This window comes from Arthrobacter sp. 9V, assembly GCF_902506065.1.
Classification (GTDB): Bacteria; Actinomycetota; Actinomycetes; order Actinomycetales; family Micrococcaceae; genus Arthrobacter.
In genome coordinates, this window is record NZ_LR732912.1 from 1,039,594 (window position 1) to 1,061,028 (window position 21,435).

The 21,435-nt window shown below is 62.4% G+C and carries 20 protein-coding genes; 9 read left to right on the plus strand and 11 right to left on the minus strand.

All coding sequences use genetic code 11. The features are described 5' to 3' along the window. Window positions 1–90: 90 nt before the first annotated feature. Complete coding sequence (gene menD, locus BACI9J_RS04875) at window positions 91–1,800, plus strand: 2-succinyl-5-enolpyruvyl-6-hydroxy-3-cyclohexene-1-carboxylic-acid synthase (protein ID WP_159733420.1); 1,710 nt, start codon at window positions 91–93, stop codon at window positions 1,798–1,800. Window positions 1,801–2,031: 231 nt separating this feature from the next. On the opposite strand, the gene BACI9J_RS04880 is transcribed toward menD, so the two are convergent. The 4 genes from BACI9J_RS04880 to BACI9J_RS04895 all read right to left on the minus strand — a co-directional run bounded on the left by BACI9J_RS04880 (window position 2,032) and on the right by BACI9J_RS04895 (window position 6,039). Then, window positions 2,032–2,826, minus strand: a complete 795-nt coding sequence (locus tag BACI9J_RS04880; protein WP_159733421.1) for an amino acid ABC transporter ATP-binding protein — start codon at window positions 2,824–2,826, stop codon at window positions 2,032–2,034. A gap of 11 nt (window positions 2,827–2,837) precedes the next feature. Next, window positions 2,838–3,629, minus strand: a complete 792-nt coding sequence (locus BACI9J_RS04885) for an amino acid ABC transporter permease (RefSeq protein ID WP_159733422.1) — start codon at window positions 3,627–3,629, stop codon at window positions 2,838–2,840. A gap of 98 nt (window positions 3,630–3,727) precedes the next feature. After that, window positions 3,728–4,525 carry an ABC transporter substrate-binding protein gene (locus BACI9J_RS04890; protein WP_159733423.1) on the minus strand — a complete coding sequence of 266 codons (798 nt, stop codon included), beginning with the start codon at window positions 4,523–4,525 and terminating at the stop codon, window positions 3,728–3,730. Window positions 4,526–4,683: 158 nt separating this feature from the next. Next, on the minus strand, window positions 4,684–6,039 hold the full coding sequence (locus BACI9J_RS04895; protein WP_159733424.1) for an isochorismate synthase: 1,356 nt from the start codon (window positions 6,037–6,039) through the stop codon (window positions 4,684–4,686). Between the two features lie 91 nt (window positions 6,040–6,130). Between BACI9J_RS04895 and BACI9J_RS04900 the strand changes: the two genes are divergently transcribed. Genes BACI9J_RS04900 through BACI9J_RS04910 form a run of 3 tightly spaced genes read left to right on the plus strand, consistent with a single transcriptional unit; the run spans window position 6,131 to window position 9,378 of the window. Beyond that, window positions 6,131–6,892 (plus strand): demethylmenaquinone methyltransferase, encoded by a 762-nt coding sequence (locus tag BACI9J_RS04900; RefSeq protein ID WP_141281872.1) that lies wholly within the window; start codon window positions 6,131–6,133, stop codon window positions 6,890–6,892. A gap of 29 nt (window positions 6,893–6,921) precedes the next feature. After that, on the plus strand, window positions 6,922–8,265 hold the full coding sequence (locus BACI9J_RS04905; protein ID WP_159733425.1) for a geranylgeranyl reductase family protein: 1,344 nt from the start codon (window positions 6,922–6,924) through the stop codon (window positions 8,263–8,265). 9 nt (window positions 8,266–8,274) lie between these two features. Then, window positions 8,275–9,378 carry a polyprenyl synthetase family protein gene (locus tag BACI9J_RS04910; RefSeq protein ID WP_159733426.1) on the plus strand — a complete coding sequence of 368 codons (1,104 nt, stop codon included), beginning with the start codon at window positions 8,275–8,277 and terminating at the stop codon, window positions 9,376–9,378. A 129-nt stretch (window positions 9,379–9,507) separates the two neighbouring features. Here the strand turns inward: BACI9J_RS04910 and BACI9J_RS04915 are convergent, their stop codons facing one another. The 3 genes from BACI9J_RS04915 to BACI9J_RS04925 all read right to left on the minus strand — a co-directional run bounded on the left by BACI9J_RS04915 (window position 9,508) and on the right by BACI9J_RS04925 (window position 11,870). Next, window positions 9,508–10,377: a type IV toxin-antitoxin system AbiEi family antitoxin domain-containing protein gene (locus BACI9J_RS04915; protein ID WP_159733427.1), complete on the minus strand. Its 870-nt coding sequence runs from the start codon at window positions 10,375–10,377 to the stop codon at window positions 9,508–9,510. A gap of 382 nt (window positions 10,378–10,759) precedes the next feature. After that, window positions 10,760–11,185, minus strand: coding sequence for a hypothetical protein (locus BACI9J_RS04920; RefSeq protein ID WP_159733428.1), 426 nt, complete (start codon window positions 11,183–11,185; stop codon window positions 10,760–10,762). 13 nt (window positions 11,186–11,198) lie between these two features. Then, entirely contained in the window at window positions 11,199–11,870 is a 672-nt protein-coding gene (locus BACI9J_RS04925; RefSeq protein WP_159733429.1) for a trimeric intracellular cation channel family protein, read from the minus strand. On the opposite strand from BACI9J_RS04925, the gene BACI9J_RS04930 reads away from it, so the two are divergent. Further along, window positions 11,871–12,635 (plus strand): sirohydrochlorin chelatase, encoded by a 765-nt coding sequence (locus BACI9J_RS04930; RefSeq protein ID WP_159733430.1) that lies wholly within the window; start codon window positions 11,871–11,873, stop codon window positions 12,633–12,635. It begins immediately after the preceding gene. Between the two features lie 9 nt (window positions 12,636–12,644). Here BACI9J_RS04930 and BACI9J_RS04935 read toward each other — a convergent pair whose 3' ends face one another. Genes BACI9J_RS04935 through BACI9J_RS04950 form a run of 4 tightly spaced genes read right to left on the minus strand, consistent with a single transcriptional unit; the run spans window position 12,645 to window position 16,175 of the window. Further along, on the minus strand, window positions 12,645–13,121 hold the full coding sequence (locus tag BACI9J_RS04935) for a hypothetical protein (protein ID WP_159733431.1): 477 nt from the start codon (window positions 13,119–13,121) through the stop codon (window positions 12,645–12,647). 10 nt (window positions 13,122–13,131) lie between these two features. Further along, window positions 13,132–13,605 (minus strand): hypothetical protein, encoded by a 474-nt coding sequence (locus BACI9J_RS04940; RefSeq protein WP_159733432.1) that lies wholly within the window; start codon window positions 13,603–13,605, stop codon window positions 13,132–13,134. Further along, window positions 13,602–15,785, minus strand: a complete 2,184-nt coding sequence (locus BACI9J_RS04945) for a DNA/RNA non-specific endonuclease (RefSeq protein WP_159733433.1) — start codon at window positions 15,783–15,785, stop codon at window positions 13,602–13,604. Before BACI9J_RS04945 ends, BACI9J_RS04940 begins: the two co-directional genes overlap by 4 nt. Window positions 15,786–15,794: 9 nt before the next feature. Further along, complete coding sequence (locus BACI9J_RS04950; RefSeq protein WP_159733434.1) at window positions 15,795–16,175, minus strand: DUF6507 family protein; 381 nt, start codon at window positions 16,173–16,175, stop codon at window positions 15,795–15,797. Window positions 16,176–16,425: 250 nt separating this feature from the next. Here BACI9J_RS04950 and BACI9J_RS04955 point away from each other — a divergent pair, with 250 nt between their 5' ends. From BACI9J_RS04955 to BACI9J_RS04970, 4 genes are read left to right on the plus strand one after another with little or no spacing between them, the layout of a single operon-like run. Further along, on the plus strand, window positions 16,426–18,168 hold the full coding sequence (locus BACI9J_RS04955; RefSeq protein WP_159733435.1) for a nitrite/sulfite reductase: 1,743 nt from the start codon (window positions 16,426–16,428) through the stop codon (window positions 18,166–18,168). Beyond that, a complete protein-coding gene (locus BACI9J_RS04960; protein ID WP_236558480.1) occupies window positions 18,165–18,995 on the plus strand; it encodes a phosphoadenylyl-sulfate reductase in 831 nt (276 codons plus the stop codon). Before BACI9J_RS04955 ends, BACI9J_RS04960 begins: the two co-directional genes overlap by 4 nt. Next, window positions 18,992–19,951: a sulfate adenylyltransferase subunit CysD gene (gene cysD, locus BACI9J_RS04965; RefSeq protein ID WP_159733436.1), complete on the plus strand. Its 960-nt coding sequence runs from the start codon at window positions 18,992–18,994 to the stop codon at window positions 19,949–19,951. The genes BACI9J_RS04960 and cysD overlap by 4 nt, the downstream gene beginning before the upstream one ends. After that, complete coding sequence (locus BACI9J_RS04970; RefSeq protein WP_159733437.1) at window positions 19,952–21,355, plus strand: sulfate adenylyltransferase subunit 1; 1,404 nt, start codon at window positions 19,952–19,954, stop codon at window positions 21,353–21,355. The last annotated feature ends 80 nt before the right edge of the window (window positions 21,356–21,435 follow it).

The following is a 21,435-nucleotide window of genomic DNA, read 5'->3' on the forward strand; positions in this document are numbered from 1 at the left end:
GGAAGGGGCCGGGATGTGAGCGACGGTCCGCTGGAAGGGGCCGGGATGTGGGCGGGCGTTTGGTGCCCGGAGCGCCAATAGACTGGAACGGTGACTTCCCAGGACTCTCTGACATCCATTGGCGCCGCCCGCATCGCAGTTACGGCACTGCTCGACGGCGGTGTGCGGCACGTGGTGGTGGCGCCCGGTTCGCGCTCCGCGCCCATGGCCTACGCGCTCGCAGAAGCTGAAACTGCCGGCCGAGTTCGGATCCACGTCCGCATCGATGAACGGGACGCCGGGTTCACCGCTCTGGGACTGGCGCTCTCCACACAAGCCCCCGTAGCAGTGGTGACAACCTCCGGTACGGCGGTAGGAAACCTCCTGCCCGCGGTCATGGAAGCCAATCATTCAGCCGTTCCAGTGATCGTCATCTCGGCTGACCGTCCCGAAGAACTTCACGGCACCGGAGCGAACCAGACCACCATCCAACTGGACCTTTTCGGCGATCACGTGAGGTTCGCCGTCGGCGTCCCGGCAGGCGATCATCCGCAAAAAGCGGTTGCTACTGCGCTCTACGCAGCCACGGGCGCCCTCGAAGATACCCCGCCCGGTCCCGTCCAAGTGAACCTCGCGTTCCGGGATCCCTTGGTTCCTGCGGACGGTGACGCACTTCCCGCAGCAGCGGGCAGGGGCGTGTTCCATTACGACGCCGGACCCCAGGCGCTGGACCTCCCGGCAGCTTCAAGCGAACTCACCGAGCGACGCACCGTGGTCCTCGCCGGCCACGACGCCGGCCCCGTAGCCGAAGCATTCGCCCGGGCCCATGGACTTCCCCTTCTCGCCGAACCGTCCTCCAACGCTCGCTTCGGGCCCAATGCGGTGGGCCCATACCGGGTCCTGCTGGCACATTTCGGTCCTGATTCGCCCGTCCCCATTGAACGGGTTGTCCTGTTCGGACGGGCAACTCTGTCACGTCCCGTAGCTGCCCTGTTGGCCCGTGAGTCTGTTGAATCCGCGATTTACCAGCCCGTCCCAGTTGCCTGGTACGAAGCAGGCCGACGCCGCGAAACCCCAATGGAAACCTTGCCGGAACTCGCGGATTTCGCGGGCCGCGGCTCTGCTGAATGGCTCGATTCCTGGCTCCTGGCAGGCGCCGCAGCTCAGCACGGCCTGGACGGGGTGCTCGCGGGGGAGAACCAAGCAAACGGCCCATCGGTAGGGGCGGCCGTATGGGAGCACACCCGCGGACAATTGGTGCTCGGGTCCTCAAACGGGATCCGCGACGTCGACCTCGCGGGCCACCCGCACCCCGAACCCATCGCCACAGTTCATGCCAACCGGGGTCTCGCCGGGATCGACGGGACTATCGCCACGGCCACCGGCATTGCCCTGGGCAGCGGCCGGGAAACCACGGTTTTGCTGGGTGACGTCACCTTCCTTCACGACGCCGGTGGACTGCTCCTCGGACACGGAGAGCCCGTGCCGGACCTCCGGATCGTGGTGCTCAATGATTCCGGCGGGGCCATTTTCAGTCTTCTCGAACACGGCGCGGTGGAGGACTCAGGGGCCTACGGCACCGCCGTCGAGCGCCTCTTTGGAACCCCGCACACAGTGGACATTTCGGCACTCGCGGCGGCTTACGGCGTCGGACACCAAGCAGTAACCACGACGGCGGAACTCGCCTCTGCGCTCAAGTCACCGGTGAAGGGCCGCACCATTGTGGAGGTGCGTGTGGACCGGGCAAGTCTCCGCGAACTTCATGCCCGGATCAAGGAGGCCATCTCGGCCGCAGTGGGCCAGGTATTGACCTCGGACTAACCCCGGCCTCGGCGGGTTGTCGGTGTGGGAATGGGTGTCGCTCCCGTTTCCGCGGATCGCGCCCGTAACCTCTGGTGCGAATGGCGGGTAAGGGTGCGCTGCCCACGAAGGAGTGGCGCGAAAGGCGCGAAAGGGTGCGCCGGGCGAGCAAACGAACCGTGCGCCGAACGCAAAAACGGGCGGGCAGCACCCGAAGATGGGTGCCGCCCGCCCCTCAGCCAAGCGAAGGGGTTAGTTTTCCACCACGTCAATATGCGTGGGGTCCAGGACACGGCGGAGGAATTCCTTGGTGCGTGGCTGGGTGGGGGCGCTGATGACGTTCTCAGCGGGTCCTTCTTCCACCACAACGCCGGCGTCCATGAACACCACTCGGTCAGCAACTTCGCGTGCGAAGCCCATCTCGTGGGTGACCACCAGCATGGTCATGCCCTCATGTGCCAGCTTGCGCATGACGGCCAGGACATCGCCCACGGTTTCGGGGTCGAGCGCGGACGTGGGCTCATCAAAAAGCATGAGCTGCGGGTCCATGGACAGTGCGCGTGCAATGGCTACGCGCTGCTGCTGGCCACCGGAGAGCTGGTCCGGGAAACGGTCGGCGAGGTGTCCCAAGCCAACGCGTTCCAGGTTGTGGCGCGCTACCTGGCCAGCCTCGGTCTTGGACCGCTTAAGGACCTTCATTTGGGAGATGGTGCAGTTGTCCAGGACGCTCAGGTGCGGGAACAGGTTGAAGTGCTGGAACACCATACCAACGTTGCGGCGCATCTTGTTGAGGTCTACATCAGGGTCCGTGGCTTCAAAGGAGCCCACGTTGATGGTGCCCCCGTTGGGCTGTTCGAGCAGATTGACGCAGCGCAGGAGGGTGGATTTGCCCGAACCCGAAGGCCCGATCAGGCAAACAACCTGGCCCGGTTCCACGGTGAGGGAGATGCCTTTGAGGACCTCGTTGCTGCCGTAGGACTTGCGGAGATCCTTGATGTTTACGCCGGCGGCTTGAACGGTGGACGTGCTCCCGGTGGAGTTATTCATGACTGTCCTGCCTATCGCTTGGTCCGCGCGGAGCGGCTTTCGAACTTCCGTGCCAAGAGGCTCAACGGGATGGTGATGACCAGGTAGAAGGCGCCGGCCACGAGTAGTGGCGTCAGGCCTGCACCGAGGCTGGAGATGCCGTCGCGGCCAAACTTGGTGAGCTCGTACTGGGAAGCGGTGAGGCCCAGGACGTAGATCAGCGAGGAGTCCTTGGTGAGCAGGATGATCTCGTTGGTCAGCGGCGGCAGGACGATCTTGAAAGCCTGCGGGATGACGATTGAGATCATGGCCCGCCAGTGCGGCATGCCCAGGGAGCGTGCTGCTTCCATCTGCCCCTTGGGGACAGCCTGAAGGCCGGCGCGCAATGTTTCGGCGATGTAGGCCGAGGCAACCATGCCCAGTGAAACCATCACCACGATGTTGACGTCCCATTGGACACCGAAGGCCAACGGCACGCCGTAACCGAAAGCGATGAAGACCAGCAGTGCGGGAACACCGCGGAAGAACTCGATGTATCCAGTGGCGAGCCAGCGGTACAGCGGGAAGGAGGAGAGCTTCATCAGGGCAAGCAGAAGGCCGCCCGACAAACCAACCACGAATGCCAGAGCCGTGTAGATGAGGGTGTTCTTGAGGCCCACCAGGAAGATGTCGGGGAACATCGGCCCGATCTTGGCGAAGTTGAAGACACTGGTACCAATGGTCTTCCAGTCCACAGCAAGGATCACTGCGACCACGGCCACTACGAAGATTCCGGCCTGGACGTACAAACTGACTTTGGCTCGTTGACGTGCAGTCATTGCCATGGGGTTCTCACATTCATGTTGCGCAGGTGGGGCCCCGAAAGGACCTGAACAGATCGTTTCGGGGCCCGCCTACGTGATCTTGGGAGCCGGAGCCCGGACTACTTGGTGGCTTCGCCGAACCAGGTGGTCTCGAACTTCTTCAGGGAGCCGTCGTCGGTGATGCGCTTGAGCGTGGCGTTCACGGCATCGGCCATGGCGGTGTTGCCCTTCTTGATGGAGATGCCCAGCTTCTCGCCTGTTGCGTAGTCTTCAACGCGCTTGAGGTTGGAATCGTCCTTGATGGCGTAGCCAAGTACGGACTGGTTACCGACTGCGGCATCAATGGTGCCGGCCTTGAGGGCCTGGACCAGGAGCCCGGAGTCTTCGAACTGCTGTGCGTCGATTCCCTTGTCCTTGGCGTACTGGGCGCCGGTGGTTGCCTGCTGGACGCCCACCTTCTTGCCCTTGGCGCCGTCAATGTTGGTGATGCCGGAGGAGGAGGTGGCCACAAGGGTCAGGTCGTCGTCCAAGTACGGGGTGGAGAAGTCCATGACGCTCTTGCGGACGTCCGTGATGGAGATCGAGGAGATGGAGACGTCGCAGCCGGTCAGCGCGGTGCCGGTCTCGATTGCTTCGAAGGAGCTGTCCACCACGTTGAGTTCGGCTTTGACGTCCTTGGCGATCTCGGCGGCGATGTCCATGTCGAAGCCGACGATCTTGCCGTCCTTCTGGAATTCAAAAGGCTCGTAGGGAACGTCCGAGCAGACAGTGAATTTGCCGGCGTTGATGAGCTTGAGGCCCGAGTCCGAGGACGCGGCCGGGGTGGAGGAACCACCACAGGCGGTCAGGGCCAGGGCGCCGGCGGCGAGCACGGCGGCCATCTTGGTGCCGGACAGTACCGAACGGGAGATCTGCATGTTGTTTACCTTTTGTTGCGGTGGATGCTGAACTGAGTCGGTTTTAGTGTAGCGCCGAACGTGAGATGTGCATCACAGGAAACTAAGTTTCACTATTGGATAACAAGTTTACCTACTTATCAAGCCCGCCAGAAGGGGTGCTGTCCGGAATCCCAGATTCAGCGCTTGATGCCCAGTGCTTCCAACATTGGCCGGAATTTGGCCCAGGTCTCCGCTAATTCGGCCTCAGGCACGGAGCCTTCCACGATTCCGCAGCCGGCATACAAGCGGACTGTATTGGCGTCTTCGATCACAGCACCGCGGAGTGCAATTCCCCATTCGCCATTCCCGGCAGCGTCCAGCCAGCCCACCGGCCCCGCGTATGGTCCACGGTCCAAATGCTCAAGTTTGCGGATCAGGGCACCGGCTACCAACGTAGGTGTTCCGCAGACTGCCGCCGTGGGATGCAGCGCGTTGATCAGGGCCAGGCAAGTAGGAACGTGTCCCTCGATGTCAGCCAACTCAGCCTTCACATCCGATGCCAGATGCCACACGTTGGGCAGCTCCAGAATGAAGGGCTCGCTGTGGGAATTCATGGCTTCCGAGAAGGGGGCGAGCTGCCGTGTCAGCGAATCAATGGCAATCTCGTGCTCGTGCCGCTGTTTTTCCGAGCCAGCCAGGACCCGTTCCGCGTATTCCATGGGGGATCCGTCCATGCCGTCCGCGTCGCGTCGATCCAGAGTGCCTGCCAGCACGCGCGCCTGGGCGGTGCGGCCCTCCACCTGAATCAGCATCTCCGGCGTGGCGCCCACCAGGCCGTCCACACCATAGGTCCAGCATTCGCGGTACCTCGCGGCAAGCTGCCGAAGAACCTCTGCCGCGTTGACGCCCTGCGGAAGGTTAGCGACGACGTCGCGCGCCAACACGAGCTTCTCCAGCTTTCCGGCGCGAATTTCCTCCACGCCGTTGGAAACGGCCTGCATCCAATCGGCTTCAGTCAGGGAACCGCGGCTGAGGTGACCAGCCGAGCCGTCCGCGGCAATAGCGTCCGGTGAGAGCCCGACGTCGGGCCCTCCGGTCTCTGGACTGTCGCCGTTGGGCTCCGGTTCGGTAAGCCAACGGTCCACCGAGGCGAGGACGGTCGCCTCGGTGAGGGGGGCGTCGTCGAACGTCAACTGCGTGGCCCAGGCAACGCTGTCCCGGATGCCGATTACGAGTTCGGGGAGGATCAAGCGGGAAACATGCGGGGAGGTTTTGGAGAAGGCGAAGGAGCCGAAAGCCACCGGACCAGTACCCGGAACCTCTACCAGATCCGTGATTTCCGCCTCAATTATGAGGTGCCGCCACCAAATATCGGCCTCAAGGAATCGGTCGGGGCCGGTGGCGTTGAAACGGGTCAGCTCGCCGTAGCCAACCAAGCCGGCCTCGCGGCGGGACCAGCACAGGACGTCGTCCCGGACCAGAAACGACGGCAGCCCCCCTGAGGATGATTCAACATCGAGGGGGACTGTCAAGGTACGGAGCGTGCTCGTCATGATGGAACAACAGTACTCCCGCGCGCAGCCAGAATCTGAGCCGACTTCTACAACGCAGCAAAGTCGGTTGAATGTCTGAGACAATTACAAGGTGAACCGAGCATCCTTGGAAAAGCGTCCGGACGAAGTTGCGACGATGTTTGATGATGTCGCCCCAAAATACGACGTCGTCAATGATGTCCTGTCCATGGGGCAGACACGGCGTTGGCGCCGGATCGTGGTTGATGCCATGGATGTGAAGGTAGGTCAGAAGGTCCTTGACCTCGCCGCCGGAACGGGAACATCCAGCGAACCCTACGCCGATGCGGGCGTGGACGTAGTGGCCTGCGACTTCTCCCTGGGCATGCTCAAGGTGGGCAAGCGCCGCCGCCCGGACATCGACTTCATTGCCGGTGACGCCACCAACCTGCCGTTTGCTGACAACAGCTTCGACGCTTCCACCATCTCCTTCGGCCTCCGCAACGTTGTGGAACCCCGCAAGGCCCTCGAGGAAATGCTGCGCGTTACCAAGCCCGGCGGCCGCCTGGTCATTGCCGAGTTCTCGCACCCCGTAGTTCCCCTGTGGCGCAACCTCTACACCGAGTACCTGATGCGCGCGCTCCCGGCCATCGCCACCAAGGTCTCTTCCAACCCGGACGCCTACGTGTACCTCGCCGAGTCCATCCGCGCCTGGCCGGACCAGGACCACCTGGCCCAGTGGCTGCAGGATGCCGGCTGGACGGATGTCACTTACCGCAACCTCAGCGGCGGCATCGTTGCCGTGCACCGTGCGCAGAAGCCCGCCGAACACCGCGAAAGTGTTCCCGTGGCCAAGCTCCGCCGCCAGATCAAGCCGCGCCACCAAGCCGGCTGACTTCGTACTGCCTGCTGATTTAGGACGACGTGAAAGTACTGATAGTTGGCGCGGGTCCCGCCGGGTCCACCGCTGCGTATTACCTCGCCCAGTCGGGCATCGATGTCACGGTGCTGGAAAAGACTTCCTTTCCGCGTGAAAAAGTGTGCGGCGATGGCCTGACTCCCCGCGCCGTTCGCGAAATTCAGAAGCTCGGCCTGCCTCACGCTGCCTCGGAAGGTTGGCGGCGGAACAAGGGCCTTCGCCTGATCGCCGGTGGCCGCACCATCGAGCTGCCGTGGCCCGAGGTGGCCGACTTTCCCGGCTACGGACTGATCCGGACCCGGCTCGGTTTTGACGAGGACCTGGCCCGCCACGCTGAGGCCGCGGGCGCCGTCGTGCTTGAACGCCACAGCGTCACCTCCGCATTGACCGCAGAGGACGGCCGCGTGATCGGAGCCCGGTCTTCCATCCTGGACGAGTCCGGACGCAAGACCGGTGAAACACGCGACTTCCATGCCGACGTCGTACTCGCCGCCGACGGCAACTCGACGCGAACCGCTGTGTCGCTGGGGATGCACAAGCGTGACGACCGGCCTCTTGGCGTCGCTGTGCGCACGTACTTCACCTCCCCGAGGCACGAGGACGATTGGATGGAAGGCTGGCTGGAACTCCCCGGCAAGTCCGGAAAGCCGCTGCCCGGATACGGCTGGGTGTTCGGGGTTGGCGACGGAACCTCCAACGTTGGCCTCGGAATCCTGAACTCTTCCAAGGAATTCGGCAAACTCGACTACAAACAGGTCCTCCGTGAATGGACCGCCGGGATGCCCTCGGAGTGGGGGTTTAGTCCGGAAAACCAGGTGGGGGAGATCCGCGGCGCAGCTCTGCCCATGGGTTTCAACCGCACACCGCACTACTCACCCGGGTTGCTCCTGCTGGGCGACGCTGGCGGCATGGTGTCCCCGTTCAACGGCGAGGGCATTTCCTACGCCATGGAGTCAGCCCGGTTCGCGGCCGAGTTCTTGATTGACGCTTCGTCGCGCTCGGCTTCGGCTGGTTGGTCCACGCGCGACGCCGATGCCCACCTCGCGCGGTACGCGGACTATGTGCGGGACCAGTGGGGTTCGCACTTCACACTGGGCCGCATGTTTGCGTCTTTGATCGGGAAGCCTGCCGTGATGAAGCTGGCACTGCGCACAGGCATGCCTATTCCTGTGCTCATGCGCTTTGTGGTTCGAATGCTCGCGAACCTCACGGATCCTTCCGCGAAGGGTTTCGAAGACCGGGTTATTCGGGTCCTCGAGATGCTGGTTCCCGCTACCTCCAACACTTCCGCCGCCCGCGCCCTTACGCCGGCAGGCTCCAACACCGCGGTTTCCGCAACAACTAGTTAGGGTTAACCCGTGACGAACTCTGCCGAACACAGCTGGACGCATGCCGGGCACGGCTTGCCGCAGGCTGTTGAGCCTGCTCCCAACACCACCGCGATCGCAACGGGACTCCAGCTGCCCGCCGGATTCGCAGCGATTGCCGGCGATGCCGAGCTCGGACCGGCCATTACCACCAACCTTGCCCGGGTTGAGAAGAAGCTCCGCGAAGCCATCTCCAACTCGGACCCTTTGGCTGACGCGACGTCGCGTCACCTGGTGGAAGCCGGTGGCAAGCGCATTCGCCCCCTGCTGACCCTGCTGTGTGCGCACCTCGGTGATGCTTCACGTCCGGAGGTTGTCCAGGCCGCTGTTGTGGTGGAACTGACCCACCTGGCCACGCTGTACCACGACGATGTGATGGACTCCGCGCCCTTCCGCCGCGGTGCTCCCACCGCCCACGAAGTGTGGGGTAACTCGGTGGCCATCCTTACCGGCGACCTCATCTTTGCCCGAGCCTCCATCCTGGTGTCCGAGCTCGGTTCCCGCGCACTGGGCATCCAGGCACGCACCTTCGAACGCTTGTGCCTCGGCCAGCTCCACGAAACAGTTGGTCCGCGCGAAGACGAAGATCCTGTGGAGCACTACCTTTCCGTCATCGCTGACAAGACCGGCTCGCTGGTGGCAGCGTCCGGCCAGCTGGGCGCGATCTTCGCCGGAGCCGACGAGTCTTACGAGGACCTGCTGGTGGAATACGGCGAGAAAGTTGGCGTTGCCTTCCAGCTTGCCGACGACGTCATTGATGTCACCGGTGTAAAGGTCAAGTCCGGCAAATCACCGGGCACCGACCTTCGCGAAGGCGTTCCCACCCTGCCCGTCCTGCTGCTTCGCCGGGATGCTGCCGCGGGGGATGCCTCCGCTGCTGCACTCCTGGAACTGATCGACGGCGACCTATCCTCCGACGCGGCTCTTGCTGAGGCTGTGGCCGGACTCCGTGAGCACCCCGTCACCAACGAGTCATGGAAGATTGCACGCCAGTGGTCCGCCGAGGCCGTTGCAGCTTTGGACCCGCTGCCCGAGGGCGTTGTGAAGGCGTCGCTGACCAACTTCGCCCATGCTGTGGTGGACCGCAGCAGCTAGGTTTCTCTCCTTGGGTTGTGGCTTCCTGACCCTGTTTGAGGCTATGTAGGCCGCTATGCACCCTTTTTAGGTTGCATAGCGGCCGTTCTCTTTCCAAAGAAGGTCAGGACGCCACGGCAAACGTTTGAATTACGACGCCGGTACCCACTTCTGCGTCCAACGCGACGGTCCGAAGTGGCCGGCATCCCTGTTGCCCAGAACTGCGAGGACCTCGGCCACCATCTTCCCCGGGTGGTAGACGACGTCGGAGTAGTAATAGCGAAGGACGAGAAGTCCGCCTCGGATGCTGGCATTGTTCCGGTACTGGTCCTTCTTTACTTGTTTGCCCTCAAAGTGAGTACCACCGTCGAGCTCAATCACCAGGCAATCGTTGATGAGGCAGTCGACTTCACCGACGCCGGGTAGCTGCACGTGCATCCTTACGCTCAGCCCCGCCCTGATGAAGTGGATATGCGCCAAAACCTCCAGCAAAGAATCTGCCCGTGGGATGATCAATCCCAAAGTTGCCCGCGCCCGGCCATTTCGGGTTCCCGCCAGCTTCGACCTCAAGTACTCCGGGCTGACTAACGCCTGACTAACAGCGCTCTGCACCATCACCAGAGACTCCAGTTCCGGGGGGCAGCGGAGTGCGTGGATCAGAGCGTCAGCAACCCCGGCAACAGGTAGGTAGGGATGCTGCGGATGGGTCCCGGAGGCATGGTCAACAATCCCTTGATGGGGGAGTCCATTCCCGCAGCTTAGGTGTACAGCCTCCGGTTCGCGAAGAATCCAAAGGCCGTAGAACCTGGCTGCCGAGATGCATGTGAGGCGGCCGTTTGCCCGAAAGGCGGCTACGACGTCGGCGTCCGCTCCTTTGGTAGCGAAGACGCCGCGCTGCAATCTGGTGATCATCCCGGAACTCACAGCTGTTGCCAGCGTCCTTTCGGAGAAGCCCGCGCGCTTCAGGTCAGCGGTCCTGGCAGCACCGTGTCTGGATCGAAGGAAGTCGTTGAGGTCCATCAAGCCATGGTTACGGTGTTAGAGACTGCTCCGCGCCTGCCTGCGGGCCTATGTGGATAACTCCACGAGGCCGTAAAGAGGACGCTGCAACTTGAATTTACGTTGACCCAGAGAGTTGCACATGTGACAGGATTGTCATAAGCTATTCACGGATCCACTAAATGCCTCCGGTGGGTCTGATGCGAACGGAGATTGTGGTCCCGGTTCGGTGCAGCGTATGACTCGTAACGTTGCAGCGAGCCGGGGCCATTCCGTTTAACCTCAAAACCCGGTGGCATCGTGACCTTCTTTAAAAGCAAAACGGCCTCTATGCAAGCAATAAAGGTTGCGTAGAGGCCGAAAGCAGTTCAAACAGGGTCAGGAAGCCACGGGGGCCTGGAAGTTAGTCTTCGTCGTCGTTGAATGCCCACTCGAACATGTCGAACACGAACTCGGAGAACGTGCCCTCCTCGCTCTTCCACTGGCCGCGGGCGTTGTTGCGGCGCCAGACGATGGGGTCCGGGATGCTGAGATCGGCGGTGCGGAAGCCCCAGGTGAACTGTTCGTCCTCATCCTCAAGGAACATGAGGAATCCTTCGTCGTCCACCTCGAGTTCCTCGGGGTCCCAGAAGTAGTGGTAGGCCTCCATGAGGTCCTCGCAGCCGCCGATAGCAAGGTAGAACTCGCGGAGGACCAGCGGGATGGTGAAGGAGTGATCTGAGAGGGCGTCGTCCAGCTCATCCGACGTGAGGCCGTCTTCTTCCTGCCATTCATCCTCGAGATACTTTGGGACCAGCGCGCGGAACTTCTCGAGGAACATGTCAGTCATGCTCTTATCCTAGCTAATCCCGGACACCGGAAATTGCGCCCCCACCGGTCCCTGCGCGATGCCATCCCCGGACAGCCAGGGGGACGTACCAGCCGCGGCGCCAGGCGGTCACCCGGAAAGTGAAAACAACACCGGCAATGACACACGCCGTAAGCCCGCTGAACAGGCCAAGATGCCAAAGCAACGTGGTCAAACCGGCGCCCACGAAGGCAGGCAGCGCATAGATATCGCGGTTGTTGAACAGGGTAGGAATCTCGTTTGCCGTGATGTCACGGAGCAGTCCGCCGCCCACTCCTGTGGTCACACCCAGGAGGATCGCGGCCACCGGGTTCATGCCCGCACTAATGGCCTTCAGGGTGCCGGTGATGCAGAACAACGCCAATCCACCGGCATCGAACAGCGTCAACAGGGACGTGAAACGCTGCACCGACGAGAAAAGGTAGTAGACCAGCAAGGCTGCCAGCACAGGCGGGGCGAGGTAGGCGGGGTTTGTGAAGGCGATCGGGGGACCGGCGTTGATCACGATGTCGCGGATTACGCCACCGCCCAGCGCTGCAATGGACGCGAGCAGTATGGATCCGACAAAGTCGAACTGCTTCCGGGCGGCCAACAACGAGCCCGACACAGCAAAAAAGAACACGCCGATGAGGTCAAGCCAAAGAAGAACAATGTCAAAGGAAATCAAGTGGACGGGTTCTTTCTTAACGTGCTTAACAACAGGTGCTGGCTCAACGTTACGCTAGCTCCCATGAACAGCCCTGTTTTGATCGCTTGCGCCCATGGAACCCGCAATGCCGAAGGCCAAGCTGCCATCCGGCGCGTGATGGCGGAAATTGAAACTCTCCGCCCCGGTTTGCGCGTTGTTGAGGCCTACGTGGACGTGCAGGAACCCGAGTTGGGCGGCGTGGTGGAGGGCCTGCCGGAGGGGACTGCCGCCGTCGTCGTACCGCTTTTGCTCTCTACCGGCTTCCACATCAAGGTGGACGTGCCCAAGGCCATCAAGAGCCGCGCTGAGGTAGTTGCTGCCAGGCCGTTGGGTCCGGACCCGCGTCTGGCCGAGTTGTTGGCCACCCACCTGCGTGCGGCCGGGTTGCAGGAGAACGACGGCGTGCTGCTGGCCGCCGCGGGATCGTCCCTTCCGGACGGCTCGGTTGACTCTGAAGAGCAGGGGCGGCTCCTCGGTGAGCTGCTGCCCAACAAAGTGCGGGTCGCCTATGGCGCCAGTGCCCAACCGACAGTGCCCGACGGCGTCGCCTCCTTGCGTGCCGAGCTCGCCGCTGACGGTGGGACCGGCCGGGTTTTCATTGCCTCCTACCTGCTGGCAACCGGCTATTTCCACGACCAGCTGGCCAAGGCAGGCGCAGACATTGTGGCGGCACCCCTGCTGCCGTCTCCTGTGTTGGCGGAGATCGCGCTGGAACGGTACGACGCAGTGTTGGCTAGCCGCTGACCACAGCGGTTAGGCATCCTCCGGGGTCCATGTGGCGCCCTTCATTTCTTCCTTGAACCAGTCGGGGATGTGGTCTTCGTCCCGGGGGAAGAGGTACAGCTCTTGGGCGTATGCACTGGGTCCCGGGTCTCCGAGTTCCCAGTCCGGTTTGTCGGTGTAGTTGTAGCTGGTCTCCCAGCCGTCGCCAGTGGGGGTGATTGTCAGCGTCATCGATAGCCACGCGCCCTTGCCAGGCTGGTAGGTAACTTCCCGCAGTTTCATAGCTGATACGAGCACATCCTTTCGTGGACGGGCGCGTTCCAACTCCAGGCCGTCCCGGTAGAGCTTTGCGATGGCGCCGCCCGTACCGCCGGTCTCCATATATACATAAGCAAAGCTGTCCCACTCAATGTCAAAAGGCCGTGCCGTCCAAAGTCCTTCCGCAATGGTTCTCTCTAGTTCTCGAGTCGATTCGAAAGTGTCCTTTGAGGCGGCTCCTTGCGTCATTCTGGAAGCCCTAGTCGGAATCCGGGGTCCAGGTGGCGCCCTTCATTTCTTCTTTGAACCAGTCGGGGATGTGTTTATCGTCCCGGGGATAGAGGTACAGTTCCTGAGCATAAGAGTCAGCGGACGGTTCGCCGAGCTCCCAATGCGGCCTGTCGTTGTAATTGTAGGAAGCTTCCCAGCCATCGCCGGTGGGCTCGACGCGCAAGCGCATCGAGAACCAAGTACCCTTTCCGGGGAGATACATCAGTTCACGCAGTCTCTTGACAGCAAAAATGACGGCCGGAGTTGTGCCCTTGCGATCAATTTCTTTGCCATCAACGTAGACCTTCGCAACCGAGCTGCCGCGGCCGCCAATTTGAGACCGAACGTATTCCATAGCGTCCCACTGAGCGTCCAGCGGCCGGAGCGACCACATGTCTTCGGCGATGATGCGCTCTTGTTCCTGGGCCTCTTCAAATGCCTCGTCGATATCTGCTTCAGTCAAGGTTTCCAACTTCCTATGATGTTCTCGAATTCTTCATCGGCGACGAGCGCTCCGTCTACCCGGGCCCGCACGCTGATTGTTTCAGGGGTCTTCAAACCAGGGGTCCTAATCAAGGTGATCTCGGCATCAATCGTAGGAGGGGGAATCCGGGACGCCTTTTCTTTCAAAGCCTGCTCGAACATGTAGAAGCTATCAACGTTGGCCGAGTTCTGATTCAGTTCGCGTAGCATGCCGATCACGTTGATGCGTTCTCCGATTCCGTCGAAGAGCCGCGCGATGAGGTGTCCGCCGTCGTATTTCACGCCTGGCGGGAGTAGATTCAGGCGGCGCAACTCCTCCATCGCTTCGCGGCCGACCAAACCCTGAATCCAGCCAGACCGGCGTCCGTCGCCAAGTTCGAGACCCTTAACCTTCGCGTACTCTGTGAGTCCCTCGTCATTGGTCTTGTAGGTGAATTCACTCTTGAGCCCCTCCACCTTGTACGTCATGTCCGGCAGCGGGTTGTTTAGGTCAGGGTTCAGTTTGTCCTTAACCTTGGTGATGACGGCTTCTTTGATGGTCCCGTTCGCATCCGTAATGAACGTACCGCGGCCGGGCACCCTGTATTCCGTGTTGGGTGCAAAGCCTTCGGTGATTTTGGTCCAGGGTGTCCTGGGTCCGGGAACCATGGAATCGGGGACACGAACCACTTGCTGCACTGCAGGGTTCGAGGCGTCGTGGAGCGGCGAAGGTTCGAGTTGGGCGATGACTTCGTGATGCTCCGCGGCCCTGCCGAGGGTGCCCATTGCCGGGGGTCGGTAGGCGGCCTGGTCCAGGCGGTCGATGCCATGAAGGACCTCGTCAGCCAAGCCACCCAAAGGCCCACGTCCCATCCCGGAGACGCCGTCCGCCACGCGGACTGCGCCGGCACCGTCGTCGAGGTGGTTGAGGAGGTCCGCGGATCCCTGCAACGGTGGTTTGATCAGGTTCTCCCAGGTGGCCACCTTGACCGTAGTCATCACGTCAGTGATCTTGGCTACCGTGACTGACCGGAGTTCTCCGAGTTTGGCAAGGCCCGGCAGTGTGCCGGGCAGGCTTGCCAGGTTACCCGCAGTGGCAAGTCGCAAACCCAGCCGTTCGGCGAGGGACCCGGCTTTCAGGACGCCAGCCGTACCGAAGGAGGCAACGAAGGCGCCAACATCCGCTGAGTTGCGGGTCAGGGCATATTCCCATTCGCCCTTTGACCATGCGTCCGCCTGGACCAAGTCCGGGATGACCTTTCCCAACTGTTGGGCCGCAGCGTCCTGCTCCTCTTGCTTCCCCGTAATTGCCCGGTCCAGCCAGATGCCGGGGGATACAAACATGCCGACGTTCCAGAGCATGCTGCCCACGCCACTCCACGCATCGCCGAAATTTTGGGTGGTGAGGCCCATTTCCTTGATCTCGGGTTTCCACGCCAGCGACAGGGGGGTCAACGAGTAGGCACCGGCCACTAACTCCCAGCCCGATTCCGCCAAGCCCTGGCCGGCACCCATCCAGCCCCGGTGTCTAGCCCGATCCACTGGTGCACCCCACGGGAGATCGCCCTGCGCTGCCAAGGCATTCAGAGTGCCGGCGTCAACGGCATGAACGTTGGATCCATCCGGCTTCGCGTGGGAATCGTTGATGTTCACATACTGTGTGCCGCCGTACTGGGCCGTGATCTTATTAGCACACTCCTGCTCGGCCTTTATGAACCGAGCCTTAATGTTGTTGAGCTCAGCGAATAGCCGGTTCTGCTCGCTGACGAGTTCGGGCACGGTGGCCCACTCGTCGCCCTTGAGCTCAATGCGCGAACTGAGATTTCCGGCATCGCTCCTCAGAAGGTCGCTTCTCGTTTTGATGTCGCGGCAAGCTGAAGCGAAGGCCGACAGCGCGGAGGCAACCATCGAAACTCCGCTCTTGAGATCTTCCGCCATGGTTTTTACTGGCGAAAATGCCGCCAGCAGTTGTGGCTGCTCGGGTGTGTGAAAGGGCCCGGCCAAGGCATTCCAGCCCGAGGCTGTGGCCTCAACTGATGCCTGATAAGTCGCTCCGGCAGTTGATAAGGCGGCAGCCTGCGCATCCAAAGCCTCGGGATTGGGCACAACTGGCAGCGCCGTGAGGTCGAGGCCCGGGACCCCACCACCAGGGGCAACGCAAACGTCATTAAAGGTAGTCATGACGTCCCTTTAGCCGAGTTGCGCCGGACGATGACCTGCCCGGTGTGGAGGAGGACCGGCGTCGTACGCGTGGTTACCGGCAGAGATAGCTGATGCCTGGGCCTGCTGCGCCATGATGCCGTCTGCTTGCACGTAGGCCACCAGGGCGTCGTTGGTTCCCTGAACGATTGCTGTGGACCTACCGGAAATGAACTTGAGCTTGAGTGCCAGCGACTGCTCTACGTACTCAGTTAGCGCCTGAGATACAAGGCCCGTGCCGAGCGTCGCCCCGACATCGGCCAGGGCGCTCCCCAGACCGTTAGCCGCGTCATTTTGGGCGTCTATGTTGGAGGCCGCCGTGGTCAGCACGGCGTGAGTGCCAGCGGTATCAATATTCCAGTTAAGCGTCATGGTTCCCCCAATAGTGTCCTCGGACTAGGCCGGTCCCCGAAAGACGCTACAACGATTGGACAAATCCGTCTTGTCACACGCTGGGACCCCGAAAAACGTCACGAAACGGGCCACAGCGCCACAATAGGAACCTGCACAAGAAGCCCTCAGCAACAAGGCCAATGAAGCCTTCGTGACGAAATGTTTCCCTAGGTGACTTCGCGTTTCCGGACCTTTGCTGGCGAAAACTGGCCAGACCTACAGTCGATGTATGACAGATACAGCTGTAGCCGGTGCGTCCGCGGACGCCGCAGTCCCTTCGCGTCCGGCGCGCACCCGCCCTGCCGCCAAGCCCCACGGCCAGTGGAAGGTTGACGGCACCGCTCCACTGAACGCCAACGAAACCTGGAAGCAGGAAGACAACGGGCTGAACGTCCGTGAGCGTATTGAGTCTGTCTACTCCAAAGAGGGCTTCGACTCGATCGATGGCACTGATCTTCATGGCCGCTTCCGTTGGTGGGGTCTCTACACCCAGCGCAAGCCCGGGATCGACGGCGGCAAGACGGCAACGCTTGAACCGCACGAGCTCGAAGACAGGTACTTCATGCTGCGCGTTCGCATCGACGGCGGTGCACTCACCACCGAGCAGCTCCGGGTCATTGGCCAGATTTCCGTGGACTTCGCCCGCGGCTCGGCGGACCTCACGGACCGCCAGAACATTCAGCTCCACTGGATCCGTGTTGAGGATGTGCCGGAGATTTGGCGCCGCCTTGAAGGCATCGGACTCTCCACCACTGAAGCTTGCGGCGACGTCCCCCGCGTCATTCTTGGCTCCCCGGTTGCGGGAATCGCCAAGGACGAGATCATCGATCCCACGCCGCTGATCCACGAGCTCGCTGAGCGTTTCATCGGTGACCCCGAGCTGGCTAACCTGCCGCGCAAGTACAAGACCGCCATCACGGGCCACCCGTCCCAGGACGTGGTGCACGAGATCAACGACTTCGCCCTGGTTGGCGTCGTGCACCCCGAACTCGGTGCCGGCTATGACCTCTGGGTCGGCGGCGGATTGTCCACCAACCCGCGCCTGGCCGAACGCCTTGGGGTGTTCGTCTCCGCTGATGTCGCCGCTGAAGTGTGGCTCGGCGTCACCAGCATCTTCCGCGACTACGGTTACCGCCGCATGCGCACCAAGGCCCGCCTGAAGTTCCTCATGAACGACTGGGGTCCGGCCAAGTTCCGCCAGATCCTTGAGGACGAGTACCTCGGCTTCAAGCTACCGGACGGCCCTGCCGCTCCCAAGCCCACGGCTCCCGGCGACCACATCGGCGTTCACGAGCAGAAGGACGGCAAGTTCTTCATCGGCGTGACCCCCACTGTTGGGCGCACGTCCGGCGAGGCACTTGTTACGCTGGCGGACACTTTGGAGAAGCACGGCAGCTACCGCCTGCGCACTACTCCTCACCAGAAGCTCGTCATCTTGGACGTGGCCAAGGAACAGGTTGAGCCGCTCATTGCAGAGCTGGACACCCTGGGCCTCTCCGCCCGTCCGTCCGTGTTCCGCCGCGGCACCATTGCCTGCACGGGTATCGAATTCTGCAAGCTGGCCATTGTGGAAACCAAGGTCACTGCAGCTACGGCCATCGCTGAGCTGGAACGCCGTCTGGCCGACCTCGTGGAAACCAAGCAGCTGCCGTCGGCACTGTCCCTCCACATCAACGGCTGCCCGAACTCCTGCGCTCGCATCCAGACGGCCGATATCGGCTTGAAGGGCATGATGTTGCCAACGCCCGACGGCGACCCCACCCCGGGTTTCCAGGTCCACCTCGGTGGCGGGCTGGCAAACAACGAGCGCGAGGAAGCCGGCTTGGGACGTACCGTCCGCGGCCTCAAGGTCACGGTGGAAGACCTGCCCGATTATGTGGAGCGCGTTGTCCGTAAGTTCGTCGCTGTAGGCGCAGAGGGCCAGACCTTCGCAGAGTGGGCACACTCGGCAGATGAAGGAGATCTCCAATGAGCACAAATCAGCGAGTGGCAGGCGATGCCGCCCAGGGAGTGGCATCGGGCCTGTCGGAGCCGCGCGCTGGGCTGATCGGAGATCAGCCGCGCGGCGAAGGGGCGGGGGCGGCATCGCCTGCCGCTGCCTTGCGCTCCCACGAGGAACTCAAGGCCTTGGCCGAACAGGGCGCCGCTGAGCTCGGCTGGAACGCACCTGCCCGCGATGTCATCGCCTGGGTGGCCCGCAACTTCGAGCTGCCCACGGTCACGGTGGCCTGCTCCATGGCCGACGCCGTTCTCCCGGCTTTGGTGGCGGACCAGCTTCCGGGCGTCGACGTCTTGTTCCTGGAAACCGGCTACCACTTCAAGGAAACGTACGAGACCCGCGACGAAGTCGCGGCGAATCTCCGCGTCAACGTCGTGGACGTCCTTCCGGAAAACACCGTGGAACAGCAGGACCGCCTCCTGGGCAAGGACCTGTTCGCCCGCGACCCCGCACAGTGCTGCGCGCTGCGAAAGGTGCAGCCGCTGCGCCGCTCGCTGGCCGGCTACGAGGTGTGGTTCACCGGTGTCCGACGCGACGAGGGCCCCACCCGCACCAACACGCCGGTGATCACCTGGGACGAGGGCTTCGGCCTGGTCAAGGTGAATCCGATGGTGGACTGGACCTTCGATCAGCTGATCGAGTACTCCGAGGACAACATCCTTCCCGTCAACCCCCTCCTGAGCCAGGGCTACCCGTCAATCGGCTGCCAGCCCTGCACCCGCAAAGTGGCCCCGGGTGAAGACCCCCGCGCCGGCCGCTGGGCAGGATCCGACAAGACAGAATGCGGACTACACACATGAGCACGTACACAACAGAGGAGTCCACGGTGGAAGTTGCAGCGGCAGTCGACGCGCCCGCAGCCGAGCGTCTCTCCAGCCTGGACACACTCGAGTCCGAGGCAATTCACATCATCCGCGAGGTGGTTGCCGAGTTCGAGAAGCCTGCGCTGCTGTTCTCCGGCGGCAAGGATTCCGTGGTCATGCTGCACTTGGCCACCAAGGCGTTCTGGCCGGGCAAGGTTCCGTTCCCCGTCCTGCACGTGGACACGGGCCATAACTTCCCTGAGGTCATCGATTTCCGGGACCGCACCGTTGAGCGACTTGGTTTGAAGCTGGTGGTGGGTTCCGTGCAGGAGTTCATTGACAGCGGCGAACTGGCTGAGCGTGCCGATGGCACCCGGAACCCGCTGCAGACTGTTCCGTTGCTTGATGCGATTCAGAACAACAAGTTCGACGCCGTATTCGGCGGCGGCCGCCGTGACGAGGACAAGGCCCGCGCCAAGGAGCGCATCCTGAGCCTCCGTGACGAGTTCGGCCAGTGGGATCCGCGCAACCAGCGCCCCGAACTGTGGAACCTGTACAACGGCCGCCACACGGTGGGCCAGCACGTCCGCGCGTTCCCCATCAGCAACTGGACCGAGCTGGACATCTGGCGCTACATCGAGCGCGAGAACATCGAGCTCCCCGGCCTGTACTACGCCCACGAGCGCGAAGTTTTCGCCCGCGACGGCATGTGGCGGGCTGTGGGCGAGGTTTCCCAGCCGCTGCCTAACGAGGAAGTCATCACCAAGCTTGTGCGCTACCGCACGGTGGGCGACATGTCCTGCACAGGTGCTGTCGAGTCTGACGCCCGCACCGTGGCCGACGTCGTTGTTGAAGTCGCTGCCTCCACCCTGACCGAACGTGGCGCCACCCGAGCAGATGACCGCATCTCCGAGGCAGCCATGGAAGACCGCAAGAAGGACGGCTACTTCTAAATGAGCACCGAAACATTGGCTGCCGGACTGGAAACAGCCCTGCCCACAACCCTCTTCCGTTTCGCTACCGCAGGTTCAGTGGACGACGGCAAGTCCACTTTGGTGGGCCGCCTCCTTCACGATTCCAAGGCGATTCTTGCTGACACGCTCGACGCCGTTGCCCGCACCTCCGCGGACCGCGGCTTCGGCGGCGAAAAGGGCGGGATTGACCTCGCCCTCCTGACTGACGGCCTGCGTGCCGAGCGTGAACAGGGCATCACCATCGATGTCGCCTACCGCTACTTCGCAACGGATCGCCGCAGCTTCATCCTGGCGGACTGCCCCGGCCATGTTCAGTACACCAAGAACACGGTGACCGGGGCGTCTACTGCGGATGCCGTCGTCGTACTCATTGACGCCCGCAAGGGTGTGCTGGAGCAGACCCGTCGTCACTTGTCTGTTCTGCAGCTGCTGCGTGTTGCCCACGTGATTGTGGCCGTGAACAAGATCGACCTGGTGGAGTTCAGCGAGCAGGTGTTCCGCGACATCGAGACTGATGTTCAGAAGGTTGCCCGCGAGCTCGGTCTGGGTTCCGACGGCGTTGCAGATCTACTGGTGGTTCCCGTTTCAGCCCTTGACGGCGACAACGTGGTGGACCGATCCGAGCGCACCCCCTGGTACACCGGTCCTGCTCTGTTGGAGGTCCTCGAGACCCTCCCGGCTGCTGACGAGCTCGAGGCCGAACTGGAGAGCTTCCGCTTCCCGGTCCAGCTGGTAATCCGTCCCCAGGGTGCCCTGGCTCCGGATGCTGTTGCTGCCGGGCTGGATGTTGAGGCGTACCGCGATTACCGCGCCTACGCCGGCCAGATCACTGAGGGCTCGGTCAAGGTTGGCGATGAAGTTTCCGTCATCAGCCCGGGCCACGAGCCGCGCACCACCACGGTGATCGGCATTGATTTTGCCGGCCAGTCGCTGGAGGAGGCCGCTGCTCCGCAGTCCGTGGCCGTCCGTTTGGCTGACGAGATCGACATCGCCCGTGGCGACACCATCGCTGCAGCCGGAACGGTCCGCGAAAGCACGGCAGACCTGTATGCGTCGCTGGCTTGGCTCTCCCCGAAGCCGCTCCGTGAAGGTCAGAAGGTCCTGGTGAAACACGGTACACGCACGGTCCAGGCACTGGTCCGCAACGTCACGGGCAAGCTGGACCTGGCCACTTTCAACGTGGAGCCGGCGTCCAACCTGGAGCTCAACGACATCGGACACGCCCAGTTGCGCTTGTCCGCTCCGTTGCCGCTGGAGAACTACCTGCACCACCGCCGCACTGGCGCTTTCCTGGTGATCGATCCCATTGACGGCAACACCCTTGCTGCCGGTCTGGTGAAGGACCACCCGGGCGACCATGAAGACGAACGTTACGTCATCTAGGGTCCCACGTAGTCACAAAACCGCAGCTTGTTCGCGACTCCTCACGTTGTACGGCGGGAATTTCGGACAAGCTGCGGTTT

Bases quoted from the DNA above. Each gene is read 5' to 3' on its own strand.
- BACI9J_RS04880 (WP_159733421.1), bottom strand. From the start codon at position 2,826: ATGAATAACTCCACCGGGAGCACGTCCACCGTTCAAGCCGCCGGCGTA.
- BACI9J_RS04885 (WP_159733422.1), bottom strand. From the start codon at position 3,629: ATGGCAATGACTGCACGTCAACGAGCCAAAGTCAGTTTGTACGTCCAG.
- BACI9J_RS04890 (WP_159733423.1), bottom strand. From the start codon at position 4,525: ATGCAGATCTCCCGTTCGGTACTGTCCGGCACCAAGATGGCCGCCGTG.
- BACI9J_RS04895 (WP_159733424.1), bottom strand. From the start codon at position 6,039: ATGACGAGCACGCTCCGTACCTTGACAGTCCCCCTCGATGTTGAATCA.
- BACI9J_RS04915 (WP_159733427.1), bottom strand. From the start codon at position 10,377: ATGGACCTCAACGACTTCCTTCGATCCAGACACGGTGCTGCCAGGACC.
- BACI9J_RS04920 (WP_159733428.1), bottom strand. From the start codon at position 11,185: ATGACTGACATGTTCCTCGAGAAGTTCCGCGCGCTGGTCCCAAAGTAT.
- BACI9J_RS04935 (WP_159733431.1), bottom strand. From the start codon at position 13,121: ATGACGCAAGGAGCCGCCTCAAAGGACACTTTCGAATCGACTCGAGAA.
- BACI9J_RS04945 (WP_159733433.1), bottom strand. From the start codon at position 15,785: ATGACTACCTTTAATGACGTTTGCGTTGCCCCTGGTGGTGGGGTCCCG.
- BACI9J_RS04950 (WP_159733434.1), bottom strand. From the start codon at position 16,175: ATGACGCTTAACTGGAATATTGATACCGCTGGCACTCACGCCGTGCTG.
- BACI9J_RS04955 (WP_159733435.1), top strand. From the start codon at position 16,426: ATGACAGATACAGCTGTAGCCGGTGCGTCCGCGGACGCCGCAGTCCCT.
- BACI9J_RS04960 (WP_236558480.1), top strand. From the start codon at position 18,165: ATGAGCACAAATCAGCGAGTGGCAGGCGATGCCGCCCAGGGAGTGGCA.
- cysD (WP_159733436.1), top strand. From the start codon at position 18,992: ATGAGCACGTACACAACAGAGGAGTCCACGGTGGAAGTTGCAGCGGCA.
- BACI9J_RS04970 (WP_159733437.1), top strand. From the start codon at position 19,952: ATGAGCACCGAAACATTGGCTGCCGGACTGGAAACAGCCCTGCCCACA.